Below are 21,199 nucleotides of genomic sequence, written 5' to 3'. Positions count from 1 at the left end.
GTGATTTTGGTGCTGGAATGACCCGGGCAGCGGGTCATTCCAGGCCGTACGGTCGCCGTATGACTGCAGAAAGCAAGACAGTGCTGACCCGCCGCGCGGACGCCGAGACCTGTGCCGACCCCAGCAGTGTGATGACCCTCCTCGGCGAGTCGGACGGCACGCCCGGCGGCTTCACGAGCTACCGGTCCAGCTTCGCCAAGGGGGCCGTGGGGGCACCAGCCCACTTCCACACCAAGGCGACGGAGCTGTTCTTCGTCATCGGCGGGTCCCTGCGCGTGCTGGTGGGCGAGGAGGTCACCACCCTCGACGAGGGCGACTTCCTCGCGGTGCCGCCGCGCACCCCGCACGCCTTCGCCGCCGCGCCCGGCGCCGAGGCGGACGTGCTGTTCGTATTCACCCCGGGCATGGGCCGGTTCGACTACCTGCGGCTGCTCGGCCGGGTCATGCGCGGGGAGGCCGACCCGAAGGAGATCGCCGAGTCAGCCGAGAGATTCGACAACCACTACGTCGACAGCCCGGTGTGGCGTGCCGCCCTGGAGGGCTCCGCGTGATCGACTCCACGACACACGTCCGGGTGGCCCGCCCCTCGCGGGACCTCACCGCCGCCGAACGCTTTTACGTGCACGGTCTCGGACTCGACGTGCTGTGGCGGACCACCGACCGCGTCCCGGGCGAGCACGATCTGCTGATGGTCGGCCCCAAGGGGGCGTCCTGGCACTTCGAGTTGACCCACGACCCCGAGCGCCCGCTGGAGCCGACCCCGACCGTGGACGACCTGTTCGTGGTCTACCTGGGCGGCCCCGTGGACGAGGCCCTGGTCGACCGCCTGGTGGCCACCGGCGGGACCAGGGTTGCGGCGCACAACCCGTACTGGGACGAGCACGGAGTGACCGTCGCCGACCCGGACGGCTACCGCCTCGTCCTGTGCTCGCGCACCTGGGGTTAGACGCGCACCTGGGATGAGACGCGCGCCTCAGCGCTTCGGCGGGGCCGTCGAGGCGCGGGCCATCAGTTCGGCGCGGATCATGGCCACGCCGCCCGGCGGCTGCGGCTCGCGGCCGAGGGCGAGGCGCCCGGCGCGTACTCCGGCGTCGTGCAGCGGCAGCCGCACCGTGGTCAGGGCGGGGACGGCGTCGGCGCTGAAGGGGAGGTCGTCGAAGCCCGCCACCGAGACGTCCTCGGGGATCCGCAGGCCCTGGTCGCGCAGGGCAGCGCAGACACCGAGGGCGATGGTGTCGTTGGCGGCCACGATGGCGGTCAGACCGGCGTCGCGGCGCAGGAGTTCGAGGGTGGCGTCGTAGCCGGAGGCGCGGTCGTAGAGGCCGTGGACGGTCAGCTGCTCCGCGTCCCCCGCCAGGTCGGCCGCGACCAGGGCCTCGCGGTGGCCCTCCAGCCGGTGGCGGGTGGTGGTGCGCTCGGCGGGGCCCGCGACGTAGCCGATGCGGCGGTGGCCGAGGGTCAGCAGATGCTCCGTCAGACGGCGGGCGCCGCCGCGGTTGTCGAAGGTGAGGGTGATCGCGTCCTCGATCGGGGGCCGCCCGCACAGCACCACCCGGGTCCCGGAGGCGGCGAGCCGGGACGCTTTGACGGCGACCGCCTCGGCGTGGCCGGGGCGCTCGACCGCGCCGCCGGTGAGGACGACGGCGGCGGCGCGCTGCCGCTGGAGCAGGGTGAGGTAGTTCAGCTCGCGCTCGGGCGAGCCGCCCGTATTGCAGATGACGGCCAGTTTCTCGGCGCCGCGCACCTGTTCGCCGCCGGAGCCGATGGAGCCGTTGCCGGAGCCATTGCCTCCAGCGGCACCCGGCGCGCCCATCTCGGACTGCACGGCGCCCGCGATGATGCCGAAGAAGGGGTCCGCGATGTCGTTGACCAGCACCCCGACCAGATCGGACGTGGCGGCGGCGAGAGCGCTTGCCGGGCCGTTGACCACGTACTCCAGGTCCTCGACGGCGCGCAGTACCCGGGCCCGGGTCGATTCGGCAACCGGATAGTTGCCGCTCAGGACGCGCGACACGGTCGCCGCCGAGACCCGAGCCCGTGCGGCCACATCGGCCAGGGTCACTGCCATGTTTCCTCCGTTGGATGGTCACCTGGGTGACGAGGGGTGGGACACCGCGTGCGCTGGTGGGGCCGGGTTCATCGTCTCACTGGTCAGCGCCGTAGCGGCCATCGCATATCGAACCGGGAACGGGCGCGGGAATCTGCTCGCCGGGGTCTTGTCCTGACATCCGGACCGTGCCTAGGGTCGACCCCCAGCAAGCGCTTTCCGTCCCGTTGGCGAGGAGCCTCACTCCATGGCGACACCGCAGTCCGCCGCCGCAGCAGCACCCGCCCGCATCCGTGCCGCGGTCATCGGCACCGGAGCCATCGTCTCGGGCAGTCATCTGCCCGCCCTGCGCGATCACGCCGACCGGGTCGAGCTGGTCGCCGCGGTCGATGTGGACGCGGAACGGCTCGACGCGTTCCGTACGACGGCCGCCGAGAGCGCCGGATTCACCGTGGCCGGTTATACCGATGTGGCCGCGATGCTGAAGACCGAGCGCCCCGACCTGGTGCTCATCGGCACCCCGCCGTCCCTCCACCGCGAGCAGACGGTGGCCGCGCTCGAAGCGGGCGCGTGGGTGCTGTGCGAGAAGCCGCTGTGCCTCACGCTCGCCGAGTACGACGAGATCGCGGAGGCGGAGAAGACCGGCGGGCCGTACGCGTCCGTGGTCTTCCAGCACCGCTACGGCTCGGGCGCCGTCCACGCCCGGGACCTGCTGGCTACCGGGGCGCTGGGCCGCCCGCTGGTGGCGCACTGCCAGACCACCTGGCACCGGGACACCGCGTACTACGCCGTGCCCTGGCGCGGCCGCTGGGACAGCGAGGGCGGCGGGCCCTCCATGGGCCACGGCATCCACCAGATGGATCTGCTGCTGCACCTCCTCGGCGACTGGACCGAGATCCGCGCCATGGCCGGGCGGCTGGTGCACGACGTGGAGAGCGAGGACGTGTCCACCGCGCTGGTCCGGTTCGAGAACGGAGCCATGGCCACCGTCGTCAACAGCGTGCTCTCGCCCGACGAGGTCAGCCGCATCCGTATCGACTGCGCGGACGCCACCGTCGAGCTGACCCACCTCTACGGGCACCGCAACGACGACTGGGTCTACACCCCCGCCCCGCACGTCCGCGACGAGCCCGCCCGGCAGGAGCGCTGGCGGACCCCCGCCGCCGATCTGCCCAGCTCGCACGCCGCCCAGCTGGCCGGGCTGCTGGACGCGATGCGGGACGGCGTACGGCCCCCGGGCAGCGGCCCGGACGCCCGCCGCACCCTCGAATTCATCGCCGCGCTCTACAAGGCGGCCTTCACCGGGCAGCCCGTGCACGCGGGGGAGATCGCGCCCGGCGACCCGTACTACGACGCCATGCACGGAAGCCACCCCGAGTGGGCCCCGAAGGCACCGAAGACCGCGCAGGCCGAGCAGGCCCCGAAGAAGGAGAGCTGAGGCCGTCATGAGCCAGCAGATCACCGTCACCCACACCCACGGCGAGCGGATCTCGGTAGCCTCCGGCGGCGTCGAGCTGATGGCGTACGTCTACGCGCCCGACCCGGACGCCTTCGAGGCCCGTAAGCCGTACGCCCACCCGCTGCGCACCCTCGCCGGAAGCCCGGTCTCCGGCTACCGGCCGAACGACCACCGCTGGCACAAGGGTCTGCAGATGACCTCCAGCCATCTGTCCGGCCAGAACTTCTGGGGCGGCAACTCCTACCTCGGCCCCGACGAGGGCTACCAGCGGGTCGAGGAGCGGGTCGGCTCCATGCGGCACGACGGCTTCCGGGAGTTCACGGTCACCGACGACCGGCTGCGCTTCACCGAGCAGCTCACCTGGGTCGCCAATCCCGCCATCCAGCACAGCGGCGGCCCGGAGTGGGCGCGCGAGCTGCGCACCATCGAGCTGCACTCGGTCGAGCCGGACGAGGGCACCTGGGCCCTGGACTGGTCCATCCGCCTCACCAACACCCGCGGCGAGGCGCTGCACTTCGGCTCCCCGACCACCGCGGGCCGTGAGATGGCCGGGTACACCGGGCTCAACTGGCGCGGCCCCCGCGACTTCACCGGCGGCGACGCCTTCGGCCCGGACGGGCGCGGCGGCGAGGGCGAGGCGGGCGCCTCGGACCTGATGGGCACCGCGGCCACCGACGCCCCCTGGGTCGCGTTCACCGGTGAGCACGACGGCATCGACGCGCACTCGACGCTGCTGTTCGCGCACGCGCCGGAGAACAAAGACGGGATCCACGCCTCGCACTGGTTCGTGCGTTCCGAGCCGATCCCCTCGGTCGCCCCCTCGTGGGCGTTCTTCGAGGAGTTCGAGCTGCCGCCGGGGGAGTCCTTCGGCTACCGCTACCGCGTGGTGGTCGCGGACGGCGCGTGGGACCGGGCGCGCGCCGAGAGCTACCTCAAGAACCACGGGTGGTGAGCCAGGTGAGCGAGATGGCAGCGATGCCCGCCCCGCTGCCGGGCGGCGTGGGGATGTCCCACATCAGCGCGTACGACTGGGAGGCGGCCGACGGCGTGTGCGGCGGCAGCCCCCACCTCCACCTCGCCTGCACCGAGGCGTACGTGGTGACCGCCGGGCGCGGCGCCGTCCAGACCCTGACCGTCGCGGACGGCTTCACCGAGACGCCGCTGGAGCCGGGCGCGGTGGTGTGGTTCACCCCCGGCACGGTGCACCGCATGGTGCAGGGCGGCGGCCTCAAGGTGACCGTGCTGATGCAGAACAGCGGGCTGCCCGAGGCCGGGGACGCGGTGTTCACGTTCCCGCCCGAGGTGCTGGCCGACCCCGAGCGGTACGCGGCGGCCGCCGCACTGCCCGCCAAGGAGGGCCCGGAGGCGGACGCGGCCGCGCGGCGCCGCCGGGACCTGGCGGTCGAGGGCTATCTGACCCTGCGCGCCGCCGCCGAGAAGGGCGACGACGCTCCGCTGCGCGCCTTCCACGAGGCGGCCGTGCGGATCGTCGCGCCCAAGGTCAAGGAGTGGGAGCCGCGCTGGCGGGACGGTGCGCTCGCCGCCGCCCGGCGCACCGGTGAGCAGCTGACCGCGCTCGCGGCGGGCGACCCGGCCCACCTCGCCGACGCGCGCGTCACCGCGACCGGGCCCAGCCGCCGGGGCGGTTACGGCATGTGCGGCCGCCGGGACGAGTACGAACTGCCCGGCGCGACGCTCCCGTACTACGGCGAATAAGCACCGGCATCCCCCACAGGAACAGGCACGAACAGGCACATCGGCACATCACAGGAGGGAGGTCGGTCCGGCCATGCGCAAGAAAAGGACAAAGGTGTCCTGCGCCCTGGCTCTCGTCCTCACACTCGGCGGAACCCTCACGGGCTGCGGCGGCGGTGAGGGCGGTGGCTCGGGCGGCAAGGTCACCCTGCGGTTCACCTGGTGGGGCAACCCCGACCGGGCGGCCCGTACCGAGGAGGCCGTCAAGCTGTTCGAGAAGAGCCATCCGAACGTCGACATCAGCACGTCGTTCGCGGGCTTCGACACGTACAAGGCGAAGCTCGCCACCCAGGCCGCGGGCGGCGACGCACCCGATGTGATGCAGCTGGACTACCGGCAGATCAACCAGTACGCCACCTCCGGCATCCTGCTCGACCTCGGCGAACACCGCGAGCTGCGCACCAAGGACATCGACAAGGGGCTGCTGGCCACCGGCGTCGTGGACGACAAGCAGTACGCGCTGCCGGTCGCCCGTGGCGCCGAGGCCATACCGTACGACGCGTCGCTGTGGCGCAAGGCGGGCGTCCCCGAGCCGACGATCGACTGGACGTGGGCCGACTGGACCGACGCGATGCGCAAGCTGAAGGCGGCGAAGAAGGACATCGGCGGCAAGGTCGGCGCCACCGACCCGGGCCAGAGCGAGGACGTCTTCGAGATCTGGCTGCGCGGCCGGGGCAAGTCCCTCTACACCGAGGGCGGCGGGCTGGGCTTCACGGCCGACGATCTGACCCGCTACTGGGAGTTCTGCACCAAGCTCCGCAAGGAGGGCCTGGTGTCCTCCGCCGAGCAGACGACGCAGATGGACGGCTCGGTGGAGAACACCCCGCTCGGCCGCCTGAAGTCCGTATCCGACTTCAACTGGGACGCACCGTCCAGCGGCTACGAGGCCATCGTCGGGAAGGGGCTGAAGCTGGCCCCGCTGCCCGCCGGTGACGACGGCAAGCCCGCCCTGTACTACAAGCCGTCGATGTTCTTCGGGGCGTCCGCCAAGACCCAGCACCCCAAGGAAGCCGCCCAGTTCATCGACTTCCTGCTCAACGACGAGAAGGCCGGGGCCATCCTCGGTGCCACCCGCGGCATCCCGGCCAACGACACCATCCGGGACAAGGTGCTGCCCAAGCTGGAGGGCTTCGACCAGGTCGTCTCCGCGTACCAGAAGCAGTTCGAGGGCAAGCTCGCGGATCCGCCCGCCGCGCCGCCCAAGGGCGACGCCTCGCTGCAGTCCACCTTCACGCGCGACTACGACCAGGTGTCGTACGAGCGCCTGTCGCCGCGCCAAGCGGCGGAGAACTACATCACCGAGGCGAAGGCGGAGCTGAGGCAATGACCGCGACCGCGACCCGCCCCCAGGACGCCGCGCCCCCCGCCGAGGGCGCCAAGCGGGCACCGAAGCGCGAGAGGCAGGGCGCCGCCTGGGTGTTCCTGTCGCCATGGGTGATCGGCGCGACCGTGCTGACGCTGCTGCCGATGGCCGTCTCGCTGTATCTGTCGTTCACCGACTACGACATGTTCGACGCCCCGCAGTGGATCGGCCTCCGCAACTACACCCAGATGTTCACGGAGGACCCCCGCTACTGGCGTTCGGTCACCACGACGCTGACGTACGTCGTGATCGCGGTGCCGCTGCAGCTGGTGCTGGCCCTCGCCGTCGCGATCGCGCTGAAGTCCGTCAAGCGCGGCAAGGGCTTCTACCGCTCCGCGTTCTACGCCCCCTCGCTGCTCGGCGCGTCGATGTCCATCGCCCTCGTCTGGCGGGCGATCTTCAACGACGGCGGCACCGTCGACAACCTGCTGTCCGGCGTCGGCATCGACATCGGCGGCTGGATCAACAAGCCCGGCTGGGCGATCCTGTCGGTCGCGCTGCTGACCATCTGGCAGTTCGGCGCCCCCATGGTGATCTTCCTGGCCGGGCTCCAGCAGATCCCCGCCGAGCTGTACGAGGCGGCGGCGGTCGACGGGGCGTCCTGGTGGCGGCAGTTCCGCTCCATCACCATCCCGATGCTGTCGCCGGTGCTCTTCTTCAACCTGGTGCTCCAGATGATCCAGGCGTTCCAGGTCTTCACCCCGGCCTTCGCGGTCAGCGCGGGCAAGGGCGGCCCCGCCGACTCCACCCTCGTCTACACCCTCTACCTCTACGACCGCGGCTTCACCGCCTCCCACATGGGCTACGCCTCCGCCATGGCGTGGGCGCTGCTGCTGGCCATCGGCGTCGTCACCGCGATCCTCTTCCGGACCTCCCGGGCCTGGGTCTTCTACGCCAACGACAACAACGAGGGGGCCCGATGACCACCGCCCCGATCACCGCCAGCCCGGCCGCCGGACGGTCCAAGGGCCGGATCGCGCTGCACGTCTGCCTGATCGCCATCCTGCTGGTGATGCTGTATCCGCTGGCCTGGCTGCTGGCCACCTCGTTCAAACCGGCCGACGAGGTCATCGCCAGCCTCAAGCTGCTCCCCAGCCATCTGGAGTGGAGCAACTACACCACCGCCATGGAGGGCGTGAACGAGGTCAGCGTCGGGCAGCTGCTGTGGAACTCGCTGCTCATCGCGTGCGGCGCCGTCCTCGGCAACGTCATCAGCTGCTCGCTCGCCGCGTACGCCTTCGCCCGGCTGCGGTTCCGGATGCGCGGGCCGCTGTTCGCCTTCATGATCGCGACGATCATGCTGCCGCACCACGCGATCCTCATCCCGCAGTACATCATCTTCAACCAGCTCGGCATGGTGAACACCTACTGGCCGATGATCCTGCCGAAGTTCCTGGCCACCGACGCCTTCTTCGTCTTCCTCATCGTCCAGTTCATGCGCAACCTGCCGCGCGAGCTGGAGGAGGCGGCCCGGATCGACGGCTGCGGGCCGTTCCGCTCCTTCTTCAGCGTCATCCTGCCGCTGACCAGGCCCGCGCTGATCACCACCGCGATCTTCACCTTCATCTGGACCTGGAACGACTTCTTCACCCAGCTGATCTACCTCTTCGAGCCGGAGAAGTTCACCCTGACCCTGGCCCTGCGCTCCTTCGTGGACGCCTCCAGCCAGTCGGCGTTCGGCCCGATGTTCGCGATGTCGGTCTTCGCGCTGCTGCCCATCGTGCTCTTCTTCCTCGCCTTCCAGCGGTTCCTGGTCGAGGGCATGGCCAACTCCGGAATCAAGGGGTGAGCCGCCATGCCGTCCTCCGCGACCACCCGTGAACCGGGCGAGCTGACCGGTCCGCGCTTCGCCCTCTTCGCCGACGTGCTGGCGGTGGGGCTGGCCACCGCCGCCGCCTCGCTCCCGCTGATCACCGCCCCCGCCGCCATGTCGACCGCCTGCGCCGTCCTCGACCGGCGGGTACGGGAGGACGCCCCCGCCACCGCGGGCGGCTACCTCCGCGCCCTGCGGACCCGGCTGCGCACCGGGGATCTGCTGGCCGGGGCCGGGATGCTGTTCGGCGGCGCGCTGCTGCTGTTCAACGCGCTCGCGGCCGGGGCGGGCCTGCCCGGCGCGGCCGTCTTCCGGCCCGCCCTGCTCGTCGTCGGCGGGCTGCTCACCGTCGTCCTGCTGCGCGCCTGCGCCCGCCCCGAATCGGCGACCAGCTGGCGCACGGCGCTGCGCTCGGCGGCGTACGCCAGCGTGCGCGCCCCCCGCGCGAGCCTCGTTCTGCTGCTGGCCGTGGCCACCGCCGCGGTCTGCGCCTGGGCCTACCCGCCCCTCCTCTTCCTCGTCCCCGGCCCGCTCGCGATCGCGGCCAGAGCCACGGAGCACCACCCATGAGCCTGCTTCGCCGTCATTTCCTCGCCGGAACCGCCGCCGTGAGCGGGTTGCTCGCCTACGGTGCGCCCCAGGCCGCGGCCGCCCCCGGCCGTACCGACAAGCCGTTCCTGGATCTGCTCACCCAGGCCGCCGACAAGCGGGTGGCCGAGGTGGTGGACGGGCTCGACGCCACCCTCGCCCAGCTGAACAACCTCGGCCAGGCTCGCCCCGCCGCCCGCAGCCTGCGGCTGCTCACCTCCGTCCATGTGTGGGCCGACGCCGAGCACCACCACGACGCGGCGCTCATCGCACCGATGACCCGGCTCGCCGACGCGCTGGCCGCCGCCCAGTTCGACGACGGCCTCTTCGACCAGGGCGCGGTGCACTCCCCGCCGGACACCGCCTTCTCGATCGTCGACCTGGGCATGCTCTACGGGCTGCTGGACGATGACGACCACGCGTCCACCGCGAAGGTCCGGGCCACCCTGAAGACGATCCTCCGCAAGGCCGGTTCGGGGCTCGCCACCGGCGGGCTGCACACCCCCAACCACCGCTGGAAGGTGTGCGCCGCGCTCGCCCGGATCAACTCGTTCTGGCCCGACGCCCGCTACACCCGCCGCATCGACGCCTGGCTGGCCGAGGGCATCGACCAGTACGCGTCGGGCCAGTACAGCGAGCGCAGCGCCACGTACGCGCCGATCGTCACCAACCCCGCGCTGCTGACCCTCGCCCGGCTCACCGACCGCCCGAAGCTGTACGACACGGTGCGCCGCAACCTGGAGGCCACGCTCCACCTCGTGGAGCCCAACGGCGATGTGGAGACGGTGCATTCGCGCCGCCAGGACCAGAAGACGGTCAAGCATCTGTCCGAGTACTGGCTCCAGTACCGGGCGCTGGCGCTGCGCGAGAAGGACGGGCGCTTCGCGGCCATGGCCGAGACCGTTCAGCGGCGCGGGGCGGACCAGACCTTCGACGAGACCCCGCTCGGGGACTTCCTCGCCGAGGTGCTGGACGAACCGGAGCTGGCGGCGCCGCTGCCGAAGGCCACCGCGGCGCCCTCCGAGTTCACCTGGCGCGACAAGGACAGCGGGCTGGTGCGGATCGGCCGGGGCGCCACCCGTACGTCCCTCTTCGGCGGTACGGACTTCCCCGACGTCCACGCGATCTCCTCGGGCCTGTCCACCAACCCGACCTTCTTCAAGTGGCGCAAGGGCGCGGCGATCCTGGACTCGCTGCGGCTGTCCCCGCAGTTCTTCTCGCTCGGCCACTTCCGGGCCGAGGACATCGAGCGCACGGCGGACGGCTGGCGGCTCTGGGCGGACGTACGCGCCGGGTACCACCTGCCGCTGCCACCGCAGCACCGCCGCCCCGACGGCCGCTACCCGCTGACGAACGACGGCCGCTTCTGGTCCGCGATGGACTTCCCGCACCGCCCCAAGGAGTGGCGCACCCTGCACACCGAGGTGCGGGCGGCCGAGGCGGACGGCGGCTGGAACCTGGACGTGGAGGTCGGCGAGTCCGACGTCCCGCTCGCCCTCGAACTGTGCTTCCGCGGCGGCGGAAAGCTCACCGGGGTCGAGCCCGTGCCCGGCCAGAAGGACACGTATCAGCTGGTCAAGGGGTACGGAACGTACACCTCCGGCGACGACGTGATCACCTTCGGCCCGGGCAACGGCAGCGGCCCGCGCCAGCCCGCCACCGTGGACCCGGGGGAGCGCTACACCTGGATGGGCGGCGATCTGCCGGTCTCCGGGCTGCGGGTGCTGATCACCGGGCGTTCGCCTCTCGACTATCGCTTGACGCTGCGCTGACTTCGAGATGAAGCGCTGACCGCCTCTGTGTCTCCCCTGTGCCCGCTCTGTACAGGGGTGGCCGGGGCGGCTAGCGTTGGTTTTTAGAAAGCGCTTACTGCAAGCGCTTACGGTGACCCTGGTGAGGAGAAGAAGCCACGTGACACGCAAGACCGTGCGGATCGCCATGAACGGTGTGACCGGCCGGATGGGATACCGCCAACACCTCGTCCGGTCGCTCCTCGCCATCCGCGAACAGGGCGGCATCGACCTCGGCGACGGCAGCGTGCTGTGGCCCGAACCGCTGCTCGTCGGCCGCCGCGAGCACGCCCTGAAGGCGATGGCCGAGCGCCACGGCCTCGACCCCGTCGCCGACGTCTCCACCGACCTGGACGCCGTGCTCGCCGACGACACCGTCGACATCTACTTCGACGCGCAGGTCACCGCCGCCCGCGAGGACGCCCTCAAGAAGGCCATCGCGGCGGGCAAGCACATCTACACCGAGAAGCCCACCGCCACCGACCTCGACGGCGCCCTCGAACTGGCCCGGCTCGCCCAGGCCGCGGGCATCAAGCACGGCGTCGTCCAGGACAAGATCTTCCTGCCGGGGCTGCTGAAGCTGAAGCGGCTCATCGACGGCGGCTTCTTCGGCCAGATCCTCTCCATCCGCGGCGAGTTCGGCTACTGGGTCTTCGAGGGCGACTGGCAGAGCGCCCAGCGCCCCTCCTGGAACTACCGTGCCGAGGACGGCGGCGGCATCGTCGTCGACATGTTCCCGCACTGGGAGTACGTCCTGCACGAGCTGTTCGGCCCCGTCCGCACCGTCCAGGCCCAGACCACCACCCACATCCCGACCCGCTGGGACGAGCAGGGCAAGCCGTACGACGCCACCGCCGACGACGCGGCCTACGGCATCTTCCAGCTCGAGGGCGGCGCCATCGCCCAGATCAATTCCTCCTGGGCGGTCCGCGTCAACCGCGACGAGCTGGTCGAGTTCCAGGTCGACGGCACCGAGGGCTCCGCCGTCGCGGGGCTGCGCAACTGCCGCGTCCAGCACCGCTCGGCCACCCCCAAGCCGGTCTGGAACCCGGACCTCCCGGCCACCGAGTCCTTCCGCGACCAGTGGCAGGAGATTCCGGACAACGACGCGTTCGACAACGGCTTCAAGTCCCAGTGGGAGCTGTTCCTGCGCCACGTCGCCCTGGACGAGCCCTGGCGCTGGGACCTCCTCGCGGGCGCCCGCGGCGTCCAGCTCGCCGAGCTGGGCCTCGCGTCTTCCGCCGAGGGCCGCCGCTTCGACGTCCCGGAGCTGAACCTGTGACCCTCCACCTCCCCGGGCCGGGCGGCGCGACCCGCCCCTACGAGCCCCGCACCGAGCCGCTGGCGCTGACGAAGGGTGCTGCTTTTACGTCCCGCGTCGTGTTCTCGGCCGCCCATGTGGCCGCCGACCCGTACGCCGACGTCAGCCCCGACAGCCCCGCCGCCGTCGACTGGGACGCCACCCTCGCCTTCCGCCGCCACCTGTGGTCGCACGGTCTCGGCGTGGCCGAGGCCATGGACACCGCGCAGCGCGGCATGGGCCTCGACTGGGCGGGCGCCGCCGAACTCATCCGGCGCTCGGCGGCCGAGGCGAAGGCGGTCGGCGGGCGCATCGCGTGCGGCGTCGGCACCGACCAGCTGGCCCCCGGCGACCGTACGGCGGCCGAGGTGCGGACCGCGTACGAGGAGCAGCTCGCCGTCGTCGAGGAGTCCGGCGCCCAGGCGATCCTGATGGCCTCGCGCGCGCTGTGCGCCGCCGCCAAGACCCCGGACGACTACCTCGACGTCTACGGCCATCTGCTGCGCCAGGCGCGCGAGCCGGTCGTCCTGCACTGGCTGGGCCCGATGTTCGACCCGGCCCTGGAGGGCTACTGGGGCAGCGCCGACCTGGACGCCGCCACCCGTACCTTCCTCGACGTGATCGCCGCCCACCCCGACAAGGTCGACGGCATCAAGGTCTCCCTGCTCGACGCCCAGCGCGAGGTCGACCTGCGGCGCCGCCTGCCGGACGGGGTGCGCTGCTACACCGGCGACGACTTCAACTACCCCGAGCTGATCGCGGGCGACGACCACGGCTTCAGTCACGCGCTGCTCGGCATCTTCGACCCGCTGGGCCCGCTCGCCGCCGAGGCCGTACGCCGCCTGGACACGGGCGACACCGAGGGCTTCCGGGCCCTGCTCGACCCCACCGTGGAACTCTCCCGCCACCTCTTCCAGACCCCGACCCGCTACTACAAGACGGGCGTCGTCTTCCTGGCCTGGCTGGCGGGCCACCAGTCGCACTTCACGATGGTGGGCGGCCTCCAGTCGGCCCGTTCGCTGCCGCACCTGGCGCGGGCGTACGAACTGGCCGACGGGCTGGGCCTGTTCCCGGACCCGGCGCTGGCGGAGTCCCGTATGAAGCATCTGCTGAACGTCTACGGAGTGGCCCAATGAACGCCGTGCCCCGGTTGAGCCTGAACCAGGAAACGATCAAGCAGTGGTCGCTGCCGGAGCTGGCGGAGGGCTGCGTCAAGGCGGGAGTCACGGGCGTGGGCCTGTGGCGCGAGCCGGTCCAGAAGTACGGCGTGGAGGCCGCCGCCGCGCTCATCCGGGACGCGGGGCTGACCGTCACCTCGCTGTGCCGCGGCGGCTTCTTCACCGCGCTCGACCCCGATGAGCGCGCCGCCGCACTGGCCGACAACCGCACGGCCATCGACGAGGCCGCCACCCTCGGCACCGACACCCTGGTCCTGGTCTCCGGCGGCCTCCCGTCCGGCAGCCGCGACCTGTTCGCCGCCCGCGAGCGCATCGCCGACGCGCTGGGGGAGCTGGGCCCGTACGCCGCCGAGCGCGGCGTCCGCCTGGCCATCGAGCCCCTGCACCCCATGTACGCCTCCGACCGCTGCGTCGTCTCCACCCTCGCCCAGGCCCTCGACCTGGCGACCCGCTTCCCGGCCGACCAGGTCGGCGTCGTCGTGGACACCTACCACCTGTGGTGGGACGACACCGCGGCCGCCCAGATCGCCCGCGCGGGCGCCGAGGGCCGCATCGCCGCCTTCCAGCTCGCCGACTGGATCACGCCGCTGCCGGAGGGTGTGCTGCTGGGCCGGGGCCAACTCGGTGACGGCGCCGTCGACTTCCGCTGGTTCCGCGAACAGGTCGACGCGACCGGCTACGACGGACCCATCGAGGTCGAGATCTTCAACCCGGACCTCTGGGCCCGCGACGGCGCCGAAGTCCTGGCCGAGGTCGCCGACCGCTACCGGGAGCTGGTGCTGTAACCGGGCCCGGGTAGGGTGCGGCCATGAACACGGGGGCACGAAGGATCATCGAGCCACGGCTGCGGATACGTGACGTCCTGCTGCGCGGTGCGCTGCACGGACTGGCGTCGATCGTCGTCCTGCTGATCGCCATGTGGTGCGTCGGCGATCACAACGACCGGGAGGAATTCCTCGCGGTCGTCGGCGGCATCGCGCTCGTCTTCGGCGGGGTGTTCGCCCTGTTCGGCGCGTTCCTCTGGGCGTGCTGCCGCGGCGACATCCGCCGGTGGCGCGACGTTCGCTCGGTCACCAGCCAGTACGAGGGCGCCACGATCATGGCCCCGGCCATGGTCCGCTGCGGCGTCATGGCCCTGGTCCTGGCGCCCGCCGCGATGGGGCTGTACGGCGTGGTCGACGAGGCGGCGTACGGAAGCTGGCTCTACGGCGCCTGACGCCCGTTCGCCTCGTCCTCCGGCGGCGGCACCGCGTATCCGGGCACCGACGGCCACCGCACCGTCAGCACCACCGACTCCTCCTCCGCGCACCAGGAGTGGTCGACACCGTGCCCCCACACGACGTAATCCCCCTGCTGCTCCAGGAGAACGCTGCGGCCGGGCAGCTCCACGCGGAAGCGGCCGCTGATGAGCACCAGCAGCGCCGTCCGCTCCTCGCCCCTCACCCACCGCGCCCGCTCGTCCCCGGGCGGATGGACACCCCACTTGATCTCCACGTCCGCACTGTGGCGGGGATCGTCGGCGTCCTTGAAGGGCCCGAGGATCCACCCCCGGTCCAACGCCGCGTCCTTGCCCGCGTTGCCCACGTACACGCTGTCATTCACGCTGTCGCTCACGTCTCCGGAAGCTAGCAGGCTAGGGTACGCGCGGCGCGAGAGACGCGTGGCCGCCGCACTGGGCCGGTGACTTTCCCGCCGAGGGCGACCAGGTCATCGCCGGGCTCTTCGCCGAACACCCCGACTGGCTGGGCCCGTACGGCCACCGGCTGATCATCGAACGGGCCACCGGTCTGGTGGTCGGCTCGATCGGTCTGTTCTGGCCGTCGGGTGACGGCGCCGTCGAGATCGGCTACGGCATCGTGCCCTCCCGCCGGGGCCGTGGCTACGCCCCCGAGGCCACCCGCGCCCTCACCGCCTTCGCGCTCGGCGCGCCGGGCGTCCACGCGGTGCACGCCACCGTGGAGCTGTCGAACCCGGCCTCCGCCAGGGTGCTGGAGAAGTCCGGCTTCCAGCGCCATGGCACATCACCCGACCAGAAAACAGCTCGCTACCAGGCGCGTTGATTGCCAGCCCGTACCCGTCCACCGTGGGCTCACCGGCGGCAACCCACCGCCGGTGAGCTGCGGCCACCTCGTCCCACAGTCGGCGCGGCCCGAACTGGGACACCGCGAACATCGCCGTCTGCTCCCCGTCGTAGTCGACCGCCGCCCAGGAAGTGGCGGCGTCGTCGGCCAGCCACAGCCGGGTGTGGACACCAGCCACATCGGTCGCCCAGGAGTGCCAGACGCCGGGTACGGCGAGCCCGACGGCGAATTGCGTGTCCACGTCGTGCCCGGCCACGGACCGTGGCGAGACGTCGGTCACCGACAGGTCCGCCAACTGCCCCTCCCGCAGCACATCCCGGCTTAACCCGACGTCCGGCCGCTGCCCCCGCATGGTCATGTAGGAGCCGTGCGGCGCGAAGCGTCCCGAGGCCCCGCCGTCGGTGTCTCTGGTCAGCACCAAGGTCCCGTAGCAACACCAAGCGCTGTCCCAGGGCGTGACCATCCGGCCCCCGGGGCGGGTCTGCGCCAGCCAGGCGGACGGCACCGCCCGTACCGAACAGGTGGCGATGACCCGGTCGTACGGCCCTCCCGCCGCCCACCCACGGGCACTGTCCCCGCACTCCACAGCGGGGTCGAACCCCGCTCGGGCCAGGCGCTTCCGAGCCCCGTCCGCCAGCCCCGGGTTGATCTCGACCGAGACGACCCGGTCACCGCCCAGCCGTGCCGCCAGCAGCGCGGCGTGAAAGCCGGTCCCGGTGCCGATCTCCAGCACCCGCATGCCGTCCTCGATCTCCGCTTGCTCCAGTATGCGGAGGGCCGTGCTCGGCGCGGACGCGGAGGACATCGGCACCTGGAGCCCCTCCTCCATCGCGAGTTGGGTGACAAGCGGCTCATCGGCGTACGCCACCTCCCTCCAACGCGCGGGCTCACGCGCCCGGTCGCACGGCGCATAGCCGCCGTCCCCGTCCCGCAGCCACAGCCGGTCGGGCAGGAACAGGTGGCGCGGCACCGCCCGCAGCGCCCGCGCCCACTCCTCGGGTACGGGGTGCCCCAGGCTCTCGGTGAGCTGGGCCAGCAGCCGGTCGATCACTTCTGCCCCGGCTACGGCGTAGGCCGCCCCGGCGGCGGAGGCGGCACTGGCCGCCCCGGCTGATGCCCGTCGTCGCCGATGGGCGAGCGGTGCTTCATCTCCAGGCTTCTCTCTCCGCTTCCACGTTGCCCAGCCCACGACGGTGGTCGCAGTGGTCACTCGCGGCCCGCTCGATGTGACTGGCAGCGATGGTTGTCACTTTTGGGCTGTTCCTGAGCATTCCGCTGAGAAGCCTCAGTCACGAGGTGAACCGGAGTCAGATTGCAGCCGTTATGGCTACATGAGGAATCGGCCGAGTTCGACAAGTGCGTGATGCAAGTTGGCGTACTCGATCCGGCGTTGGCTGCCGGGTTGGCACTCAGAGGTCGACGACACCGTGGTCGCTAACAATCACAGAATGGAAGGACTGGTCATGCAGAACGCGGATTACTCTCCCGCGCTGTACGCGTCTGATCCGGAGGGCAGTGACGGTTCTTTCGATCAGGATGTTTCTCCAGAGGAACTCGCTGAACACTATGCGCGATTCAATCCATCCGTTAGTCATGTCCCCCCTCGGACTGTTGGCTTCGGATCCAGTGAATATGGCATCCACCCAAGCAATGTCACCGTCGCCCGAACCGGTGGCGCCGCTGGGCGCCGAGTCCTATACCGGACAGGCGGAGAGCCTCTTTATCGATTTGACGGACGCACGCCGGAACAGATCTATGCAGCCGGTGGATTTCAGCCGATAAGCGACAGGTTTCCTGTAAGCTTGCAGTCGTACCAGAACACCACGCAACGTTCCTCGCTCGTCAGCTTTACCCGAGATCCGGACCCTTCGGCCGAAATGCTTGAGCGTGCAGACGAGCTCTCGCGCGCGCATGACCCCAGTCGAAGTCCCGACGCTCCGGTATATCGCTACAATATGTCGGTGCCCGGCGGTATCGATTTGACCGCGTCACTCGACACGCAGTCCTATCCTGACCAGGCAGAGGTCGTCTTTTATAAAGGTGTCCGGGGCGACTACATCGTCAGCGCCACACCGTACGGCTTTGATGCCGAAGGAAGCCCGGTGCAAACGGGGCCAACGGTTAATTACCCCCCCGCGTCGACGCAGGGGCAGCCCGGCCATTCGCAAAGTCAGGTGGCATGGGCCGCTAATCTTAGGAGTTCTTCCGTGGAGCGCAGCCCTTCTAGGGAAGGGCGCGATTCCGGGCAATCGGAAGTAGGCGCACACGTCGCACAACATGGTCAGCATGCGCATGGCGGGCAGAAGCGGGGGCGGAGGTAGCGAACAAGCCTGCGTGGATTGCAACGGCCCTTCGTGTAGGTTGTTGCGACCTCTCGTGGACTTACTGACCTGCAATGTGTGGTGGTCGGCCAGGGCGGTGCGCTATAGCCCGGAGCAGATGCCCTCGACGGGGTTGAGGTCGGGTGCGCAGGGCGGCAGTTGGATGACCGTGGGCCAGTCACGGTCAGCGGTATACCGCCGCATGCCTGCCGTGAGGTGGGTGTTGAGGTTGAATGCGGTAGAGGGCTGCGTTCGCCTGGCGGTTGCCGCCTCGGTTGAGGCGTCGATGTCGGCTCTTCCCGGAGGAATGCTCGACTGGGCTCACGCCGCACAAGGCGGCGAAGGACGCCTCGCTGGCAAGGCGGTCGTGATTTTCCCCGGCGGCGATGAGCAGAGCTGCCGCGCTGTCGGGGCCGACGCCAAAGACTTTGAGCGGATGCGCACAGCCAGCAGCTGCAGTGCCTGGTGGACGGCGCCATGCTCGGACTTGAGCTGGGCGCAGGCGGCGAAGAGTGCCGGGTTGCCCAGCGGCTCGAGCGATTCACGCAGGCCGGGATCAGCGCAAGGACCGCCCGAGCTGCCGCTTCGGCATCGATGGCATCGGTCTTGCCACGCTGTCGCCGGGTGGCACGGTCTGGCCGGTCAACCTCGATGACCTGCACGCCTTCTGCCTGCAGATATCGGCACAGTGATGTTCCGTAGGATCCCGTGCCTTTCACCCCGGCTCGAAGAACGACGCCGAAGGAGCGGGCCCATGCCAGCAGATCGCGGTATCCGGCCCGGGTCACGGGGAATGAGCTTGTGGCCAGCAAGGCGCCCAGCGCGGTGAGCACAGCGGCGACGTGCACGTTTCTATGGGTATCGACGCCCAGGACCACTTCAACAGTGGCCGTGCGAGGCGCATTTAAGGAATGTTGATCTGCGAACGCGGTGGGCATGGGTGCCTCCTCCGGGCCGGTTCTCTCTGGCCGGCTGTGACGGAGACGGGCGGTCAAGACTGTGACGATGCCGAAGCGAAAGCCCCTATGGGGACACGTCCGTTCGCCGGGGGCCGACAAGTCCCGCCCGGACCACGGCCGACAGATCAACTCTCTGGACACCAAGGTCAGTCCCAGACCGGGCCAGACCGTGATCCGAACGAGACACCGTCATTCTCACAGTCCCAGACCAGCACGATGGGGCCGCCGAGCTGGTCGTGGGCGGTCTGGATCAGGTCGCGGTAGTCCTTCCAGGAGAAGCTCTTGCGCCCGTCGGGACGTTGTCGGGGCAGGGCCGGTAGATCAGCCGGGAGCGTTCGCCGGGCTTGTAGCAGACCAGCGCGGCGACAGCATAGCTGGAGCAGCTCTTGTGGAACCGACGCCCGATCAGGGTCTTGATCCGCCTTGTGGCCAGGCTTTGCGCCAGCACTGTACCGACCGGACGCTGACTCGCAGGTTGTGCGCGATGTCCGCGTTCTCGTCGCCCTGCTGGGGTCGCTCGGCCGCCTCCGACCGCAACTTCTCGCGGAAGGCTCGCCGCTCGTCCGTCAGCCCGCCGCCTTGCGCGTACCTCATGCACTCGGCATCCCGCAGGGGTCGAAGCAGCAGCGGCTCGTCCACCGGCGCGCCGGGGTCCTGGTACGGCGCGGTGTACGCCCGGGCCGTACGCCGTCGGCGCAGCACCGAGCGGGCGGCGTTGACCACGGCGGTGTGCAGATAGGCGTGCGCGTCCTGGAGGTCGTCCAGCCGCGCGCCGTGTCGGCGGCAGACGGCGGCGAACGCGTCCTGGACGACGTCCTCGGCGGTGTGCGGATCGTCCACCAGGAAGATCGCCAGCCGGACCATGTCGAGCCGCCGGGCCCGATAGAGATCTGCCAGCGTGGGAGGTGGCTCCTCGTCGTCCTGGGCGTCCACGGGTCTCAGCAGCCGGGGGCGCACCCCCGGTGCCGGGGCGGTCGTCCGGGCACGGCGAAGCAGCCGGGCCCATCAGGGCAGGACAAGGGTGAGCTGCATTGTCCTCGTTCATCTCGTCGGTGCGGCAGGGCCGACTCCGGATCCGGCCCTGCCCGGGGTTGTCGCGGCACCCGGAAATTCTTGGATCAACCCGAGGGACACCGCTGGCGTCACTACAGACCGCAGGGCCCCATGGGCCCACCGGCTACCCGGAGGTCTACGAATGAGACGGCGAGCGATACGCACGGGCTTATGCGCCCTGGTGGTAAGCCTGGCCGTGGGCGCCACCACCCTCACGCCCGCGCACGCGGCCACCGCCGCCACGAAGGACGGCCACGAGGCGACTCGGGACGCGCTGCGGCAGTGGGTGGAGAAGGGCGGGATACCCGGGGTGGCGGCCACGGTGTGGGAGGACGGGAAGACATGGTTCGGTTCCGCGGGGCACGCGGACACCGACACCGGTCGGAAGCGATCGCCCGATGACCACTTCCGGGCGGCGAGCATCACCAAGCTGTTCATCGCGACCGTCCTCCTCCAACTGGAGGCGGAGGGAGAGCTGAGCCTGGACGACTCGGTCGAGAAGTGGCTGCCCGGGGTGGTGCGGGGCAAGGACTACGACGGCAGCGGGATCACCCTGCGGAGCCTGCTCAACCACACCAGCCGCCTGCACAACTACACCGATGACCCGGACTTCCGGATCAACGCCGCCGGCAGCGGCTTCCCCGAGCACCGCTACGACACGTACACGCCCGAGGACCTGGTGGCCGTTGCGATGAAGCAGGAGCCGCCCCCCGTACAGAAAGGGGAGCCGTGGTACTCGAACACCAATTACATCCTCGCGGGGATGGTCATCAAGAAGGTGACGGGCCACTCCTACGCCCAGGAGGCCGAGCGGCGGATCATCAAGCCGCTGGACCTGGACGAGACATCGTTCCCCGGCACCTGGCCGAAGATGCCGAAGCCGCACCCCGTCGCGTACTCCTGGCTCCACGACGACTCCCCCGGAGCCCCCGTGCACGACGCCACCGAGCAGAACATGAGCTGGCTGGGCGCGGCGGGCGAGCTGATCTCCACCGCCGATGACCTCAACCGCTTCGACCGCGCCCTGATGCGCGGCCGACTGCTGCCCCGCGCCCAGCTGGACGAGATGCTGAACGAGGTGCCCTCGGGCGGCCAGATCAGGTACGGGCTCGGGGTCGAGAAGGCCACTCTGTCCTGCGGTGTGAAGGTGGTGGGCAAGACCGGCCGTACCAATGGCTCGCTGTCGGCGGTGGTGGGCACGGAGGACGGCACGCATCAGCTGACGTTCAACGCCAACGGCGACCGGCTCCCGGAATCGTCCCTCTTCTTCAACGTGATCGAGGCGGAGTTCTGCGGCCCGGGTCGGAAGACCGGCCCGAAGTAACAGATCAATAACTTCGGAAAATCGTGCAACCCTTCCCCGCCTTGGCCGGTCGTACCTGGCATCGGGCTTCCTGGGGAGGGATCTGGGGGGATTCAGAGGGAGCCCTGTGGAGGGGGAAGCGAGGGGCCTGGTCGACGGACCGGGCCCCTCGAAACGCGTCCGGGCCTC

19 protein-coding genes and 4 pseudogenes are annotated in these 21,199 nt (G+C 70.5%); 17 read left to right on the top strand and 6 right to left on the bottom strand.

The features are described from left to right. Window positions 1–59: 59 nt before the first annotated feature. Both ACFV9T_RS08850 and ACFV9T_RS08845 read left to right on the top strand, forming a co-directional pair. Window positions 60–551 (top strand): cupin domain-containing protein, encoded by a 492-nt coding sequence (locus ACFV9T_RS08850; protein WP_385437713.1) that lies wholly within the window; start codon window positions 60–62, stop codon window positions 549–551. Continuing rightward, window positions 548–946: a VOC family protein gene (locus tag ACFV9T_RS08845; protein WP_385437712.1), complete on the top strand. Its 399-nt coding sequence runs from the start codon at window positions 548–550 to the stop codon at window positions 944–946. Before ACFV9T_RS08850 ends, ACFV9T_RS08845 begins: the two co-directional genes overlap by 4 nt. A 27-nt stretch (window positions 947–973) precedes the next feature. On the opposite strand, the gene ACFV9T_RS08840 is transcribed toward ACFV9T_RS08845, so the two are convergent. Next, window positions 974–2,068, bottom strand: coding sequence for a LacI family DNA-binding transcriptional regulator (locus ACFV9T_RS08840; RefSeq protein ID WP_385437710.1), 1,095 nt, complete (start codon window positions 2,066–2,068; stop codon window positions 974–976). Window positions 2,069–2,294: 226 nt separating this feature from the next. On the opposite strand from ACFV9T_RS08840, the gene ACFV9T_RS08835 reads away from it, so the two are divergent. From ACFV9T_RS08835 to ACFV9T_RS08780, 12 genes are all read left to right on the top strand, one after another. Beyond that, complete coding sequence (locus ACFV9T_RS08835; RefSeq protein ID WP_385437709.1) at window positions 2,295–3,485, top strand: Gfo/Idh/MocA family protein; 1,191 nt, start codon at window positions 2,295–2,297, stop codon at window positions 3,483–3,485. A gap of 7 nt (window positions 3,486–3,492) precedes the next feature. Further along, window positions 3,493–4,458, top strand: a complete 966-nt coding sequence (locus ACFV9T_RS08830; RefSeq protein ID WP_385437708.1) for a PmoA family protein — start codon at window positions 3,493–3,495, stop codon at window positions 4,456–4,458. A 14-nt stretch (window positions 4,459–4,472) separates the two neighbouring features. Continuing rightward, window positions 4,473–5,222: a cupin gene (locus tag ACFV9T_RS08825; RefSeq protein ID WP_385437891.1), complete on the top strand. Its 750-nt coding sequence runs from the start codon at window positions 4,473–4,475 to the stop codon at window positions 5,220–5,222. A gap of 73 nt (window positions 5,223–5,295) precedes the next feature. Beyond that, window positions 5,296–6,588, top strand: coding sequence for an ABC transporter substrate-binding protein (locus ACFV9T_RS08820; protein ID WP_385437707.1), 1,293 nt, complete (start codon window positions 5,296–5,298; stop codon window positions 6,586–6,588). After that, window positions 6,585–7,547 (top strand): carbohydrate ABC transporter permease, encoded by a 963-nt coding sequence (locus tag ACFV9T_RS08815; protein WP_385437705.1) that lies wholly within the window; start codon window positions 6,585–6,587, stop codon window positions 7,545–7,547. Before ACFV9T_RS08820 ends, ACFV9T_RS08815 begins: the two co-directional genes overlap by 4 nt. Continuing rightward, complete coding sequence (locus ACFV9T_RS08810; RefSeq protein WP_385437704.1) at window positions 7,544–8,413, top strand: carbohydrate ABC transporter permease; 870 nt, start codon at window positions 7,544–7,546, stop codon at window positions 8,411–8,413. The genes ACFV9T_RS08815 and ACFV9T_RS08810 overlap by 4 nt, the downstream gene beginning before the upstream one ends. Window positions 8,414–8,419: 6 nt before the next feature. After that, entirely contained in the window at window positions 8,420–9,007 is a 588-nt protein-coding gene (locus ACFV9T_RS08805; protein ID WP_385437702.1) for a hypothetical protein, read from the top strand. Next, the gene (locus tag ACFV9T_RS08800; RefSeq protein ID WP_385437701.1) at window positions 9,004–10,797 is read left to right on the top strand and encodes a hypothetical protein; all 1,794 of its coding nucleotides are present in this window, start codon (window positions 9,004–9,006) and stop codon (window positions 10,795–10,797) included. Before ACFV9T_RS08805 ends, ACFV9T_RS08800 begins: the two co-directional genes overlap by 4 nt. Window positions 10,798–10,936: 139 nt before the next feature. After that, on the top strand, window positions 10,937–12,097 hold the full coding sequence (locus ACFV9T_RS08795; protein ID WP_385437700.1) for a Gfo/Idh/MocA family protein: 1,161 nt from the start codon (window positions 10,937–10,939) through the stop codon (window positions 12,095–12,097). Beyond that, window positions 12,094–13,251, top strand: a complete 1,158-nt coding sequence (locus ACFV9T_RS08790; RefSeq protein ID WP_385437698.1) for a dihydrodipicolinate synthase family protein — start codon at window positions 12,094–12,096, stop codon at window positions 13,249–13,251. Before ACFV9T_RS08795 ends, ACFV9T_RS08790 begins: the two co-directional genes overlap by 4 nt. Next, on the top strand, window positions 13,248–14,078 hold the full coding sequence (locus tag ACFV9T_RS08785) for a sugar phosphate isomerase/epimerase family protein (protein ID WP_385437697.1): 831 nt from the start codon (window positions 13,248–13,250) through the stop codon (window positions 14,076–14,078). The genes ACFV9T_RS08790 and ACFV9T_RS08785 overlap by 4 nt, the downstream gene beginning before the upstream one ends. Before the next feature lie 23 nt (window positions 14,079–14,101). Further along, window positions 14,102–14,509 carry a DUF6336 family protein gene (locus ACFV9T_RS08780; RefSeq protein WP_385437696.1) on the top strand — a complete coding sequence of 136 codons (408 nt, stop codon included), beginning with the start codon at window positions 14,102–14,104 and terminating at the stop codon, window positions 14,507–14,509. On the opposite strand, the gene ACFV9T_RS08775 is transcribed toward ACFV9T_RS08780, so the two are convergent. Beyond that, window positions 14,497–14,895, bottom strand: a complete 399-nt coding sequence (locus ACFV9T_RS08775) for a signal peptidase I (RefSeq protein ID WP_385437888.1) — start codon at window positions 14,893–14,895, stop codon at window positions 14,497–14,499. The two genes, ACFV9T_RS08780 and ACFV9T_RS08775, sit on opposite strands and share 13 nt — an antisense overlap. 65 nt (window positions 14,896–14,960) lie before the next feature. Here ACFV9T_RS08775 and ACFV9T_RS08770 point away from each other — a divergent pair. Next, a pseudogene (locus ACFV9T_RS08770) lies at window positions 14,961–15,353 on the top strand (GNAT family N-acetyltransferase); the annotation flags it as partial. 478 nt (window positions 15,354–15,831) lie between these two features. Here the strand turns inward: ACFV9T_RS08770 and ACFV9T_RS08765 are convergent. Then, window positions 15,832–16,344 (bottom strand): annotated as a pseudogene (locus tag ACFV9T_RS08765) (methyltransferase domain-containing protein); the annotation flags it as partial. Window positions 16,345–16,822: 478 nt separating this feature from the next. On the opposite strand from ACFV9T_RS08765, the gene ACFV9T_RS08760 reads away from it, so the two are divergent. Next, on the top strand, window positions 16,823–17,695 hold the full coding sequence (locus ACFV9T_RS08760; RefSeq protein WP_385437695.1) for a hypothetical protein: 873 nt from the start codon (window positions 16,823–16,825) through the stop codon (window positions 17,693–17,695). A gap of 232 nt (window positions 17,696–17,927) precedes the next feature. On the opposite strand, the pseudogene ACFV9T_RS08755 reads toward ACFV9T_RS08760, so the two are convergent. The 3 genes and pseudogenes from ACFV9T_RS08755 to ACFV9T_RS08745 all read right to left on the bottom strand — a co-directional run. Next, a pseudogene (locus ACFV9T_RS08755) lies at window positions 17,928–18,633 on the bottom strand (transposase); the annotation flags it as partial. A gap of 188 nt (window positions 18,634–18,821) precedes the next feature. Beyond that, window positions 18,822–19,060 (bottom strand): annotated as a pseudogene (locus tag ACFV9T_RS08750) (hypothetical protein); the annotation flags it as partial. Beyond that, window positions 19,060–19,587 carry a sigma factor gene (locus ACFV9T_RS08745; RefSeq protein WP_385437694.1) on the bottom strand — a complete coding sequence of 176 codons (528 nt, stop codon included), beginning with the start codon at window positions 19,585–19,587 and terminating at the stop codon, window positions 19,060–19,062. The gene ACFV9T_RS08745 and the pseudogene ACFV9T_RS08750, both read right to left, overlap by 1 nt. A gap of 262 nt (window positions 19,588–19,849) precedes the next feature. Here ACFV9T_RS08745 and ACFV9T_RS08740 point away from each other — a divergent pair, with 262 nt between their 5' ends. Continuing rightward, window positions 19,850–21,031, top strand: coding sequence for a serine hydrolase domain-containing protein (locus tag ACFV9T_RS08740; protein ID WP_385437693.1), 1,182 nt, complete (start codon window positions 19,850–19,852; stop codon window positions 21,029–21,031). The last annotated feature ends 168 nt before the right edge of the window (window positions 21,032–21,199 follow it).

The organism is Streptomyces sp. NPDC059850, from assembly GCF_042731515.1.
Taxonomy (GTDB): Bacteria; Actinomycetota; Actinomycetes; order Streptomycetales; family Streptomycetaceae; genus Streptomyces.
This window is presented reverse-complemented; position numbering and strand designations above follow the sequence as displayed.

Coding starts and splice junctions, on each gene's coding strand:
- ACFV9T_RS08830 (WP_385437708.1), top strand. CDS start 3,493: ATGAGCCAGCAGATCACCGTCACCCACACCCACGGCGAGCGGATCTCG.
- ACFV9T_RS08825 (WP_385437891.1), top strand. CDS start 4,473: ATGGCAGCGATGCCCGCCCCGCTGCCGGGCGGCGTGGGGATGTCCCAC.
- ACFV9T_RS08740 (WP_385437693.1), top strand. CDS start 19,850: ATGAGACGGCGAGCGATACGCACGGGCTTATGCGCCCTGGTGGTAAGC.
- ACFV9T_RS08840 (WP_385437710.1), bottom strand. CDS start 2,068: ATGGCAGTGACCCTGGCCGATGTGGCCGCACGGGCTCGGGTCTCGGCG.
- ACFV9T_RS08800 (WP_385437701.1), top strand. CDS start 9,004: ATGAGCCTGCTTCGCCGTCATTTCCTCGCCGGAACCGCCGCCGTGAGC.
- ACFV9T_RS08780 (WP_385437696.1), top strand. CDS start 14,102: ATGAACACGGGGGCACGAAGGATCATCGAGCCACGGCTGCGGATACGT.
- ACFV9T_RS08820 (WP_385437707.1), top strand. CDS start 5,296: ATGCGCAAGAAAAGGACAAAGGTGTCCTGCGCCCTGGCTCTCGTCCTC.
- ACFV9T_RS08850 (WP_385437713.1), top strand. CDS start 60: ATGACTGCAGAAAGCAAGACAGTGCTGACCCGCCGCGCGGACGCCGAG.
- ACFV9T_RS08835 (WP_385437709.1), top strand. CDS start 2,295: ATGGCGACACCGCAGTCCGCCGCCGCAGCAGCACCCGCCCGCATCCGT.
- ACFV9T_RS08805 (WP_385437702.1), top strand. CDS start 8,420: ATGCCGTCCTCCGCGACCACCCGTGAACCGGGCGAGCTGACCGGTCCG.
- ACFV9T_RS08815 (WP_385437705.1), top strand. CDS start 6,585: ATGACCGCGACCGCGACCCGCCCCCAGGACGCCGCGCCCCCCGCCGAG.
- ACFV9T_RS08785 (WP_385437697.1), top strand. CDS start 13,248: ATGAACGCCGTGCCCCGGTTGAGCCTGAACCAGGAAACGATCAAGCAG.
- ACFV9T_RS08760 (WP_385437695.1), top strand. CDS start 16,823: ATGGAAGGACTGGTCATGCAGAACGCGGATTACTCTCCCGCGCTGTAC.
- ACFV9T_RS08810 (WP_385437704.1), top strand. CDS start 7,544: ATGACCACCGCCCCGATCACCGCCAGCCCGGCCGCCGGACGGTCCAAG.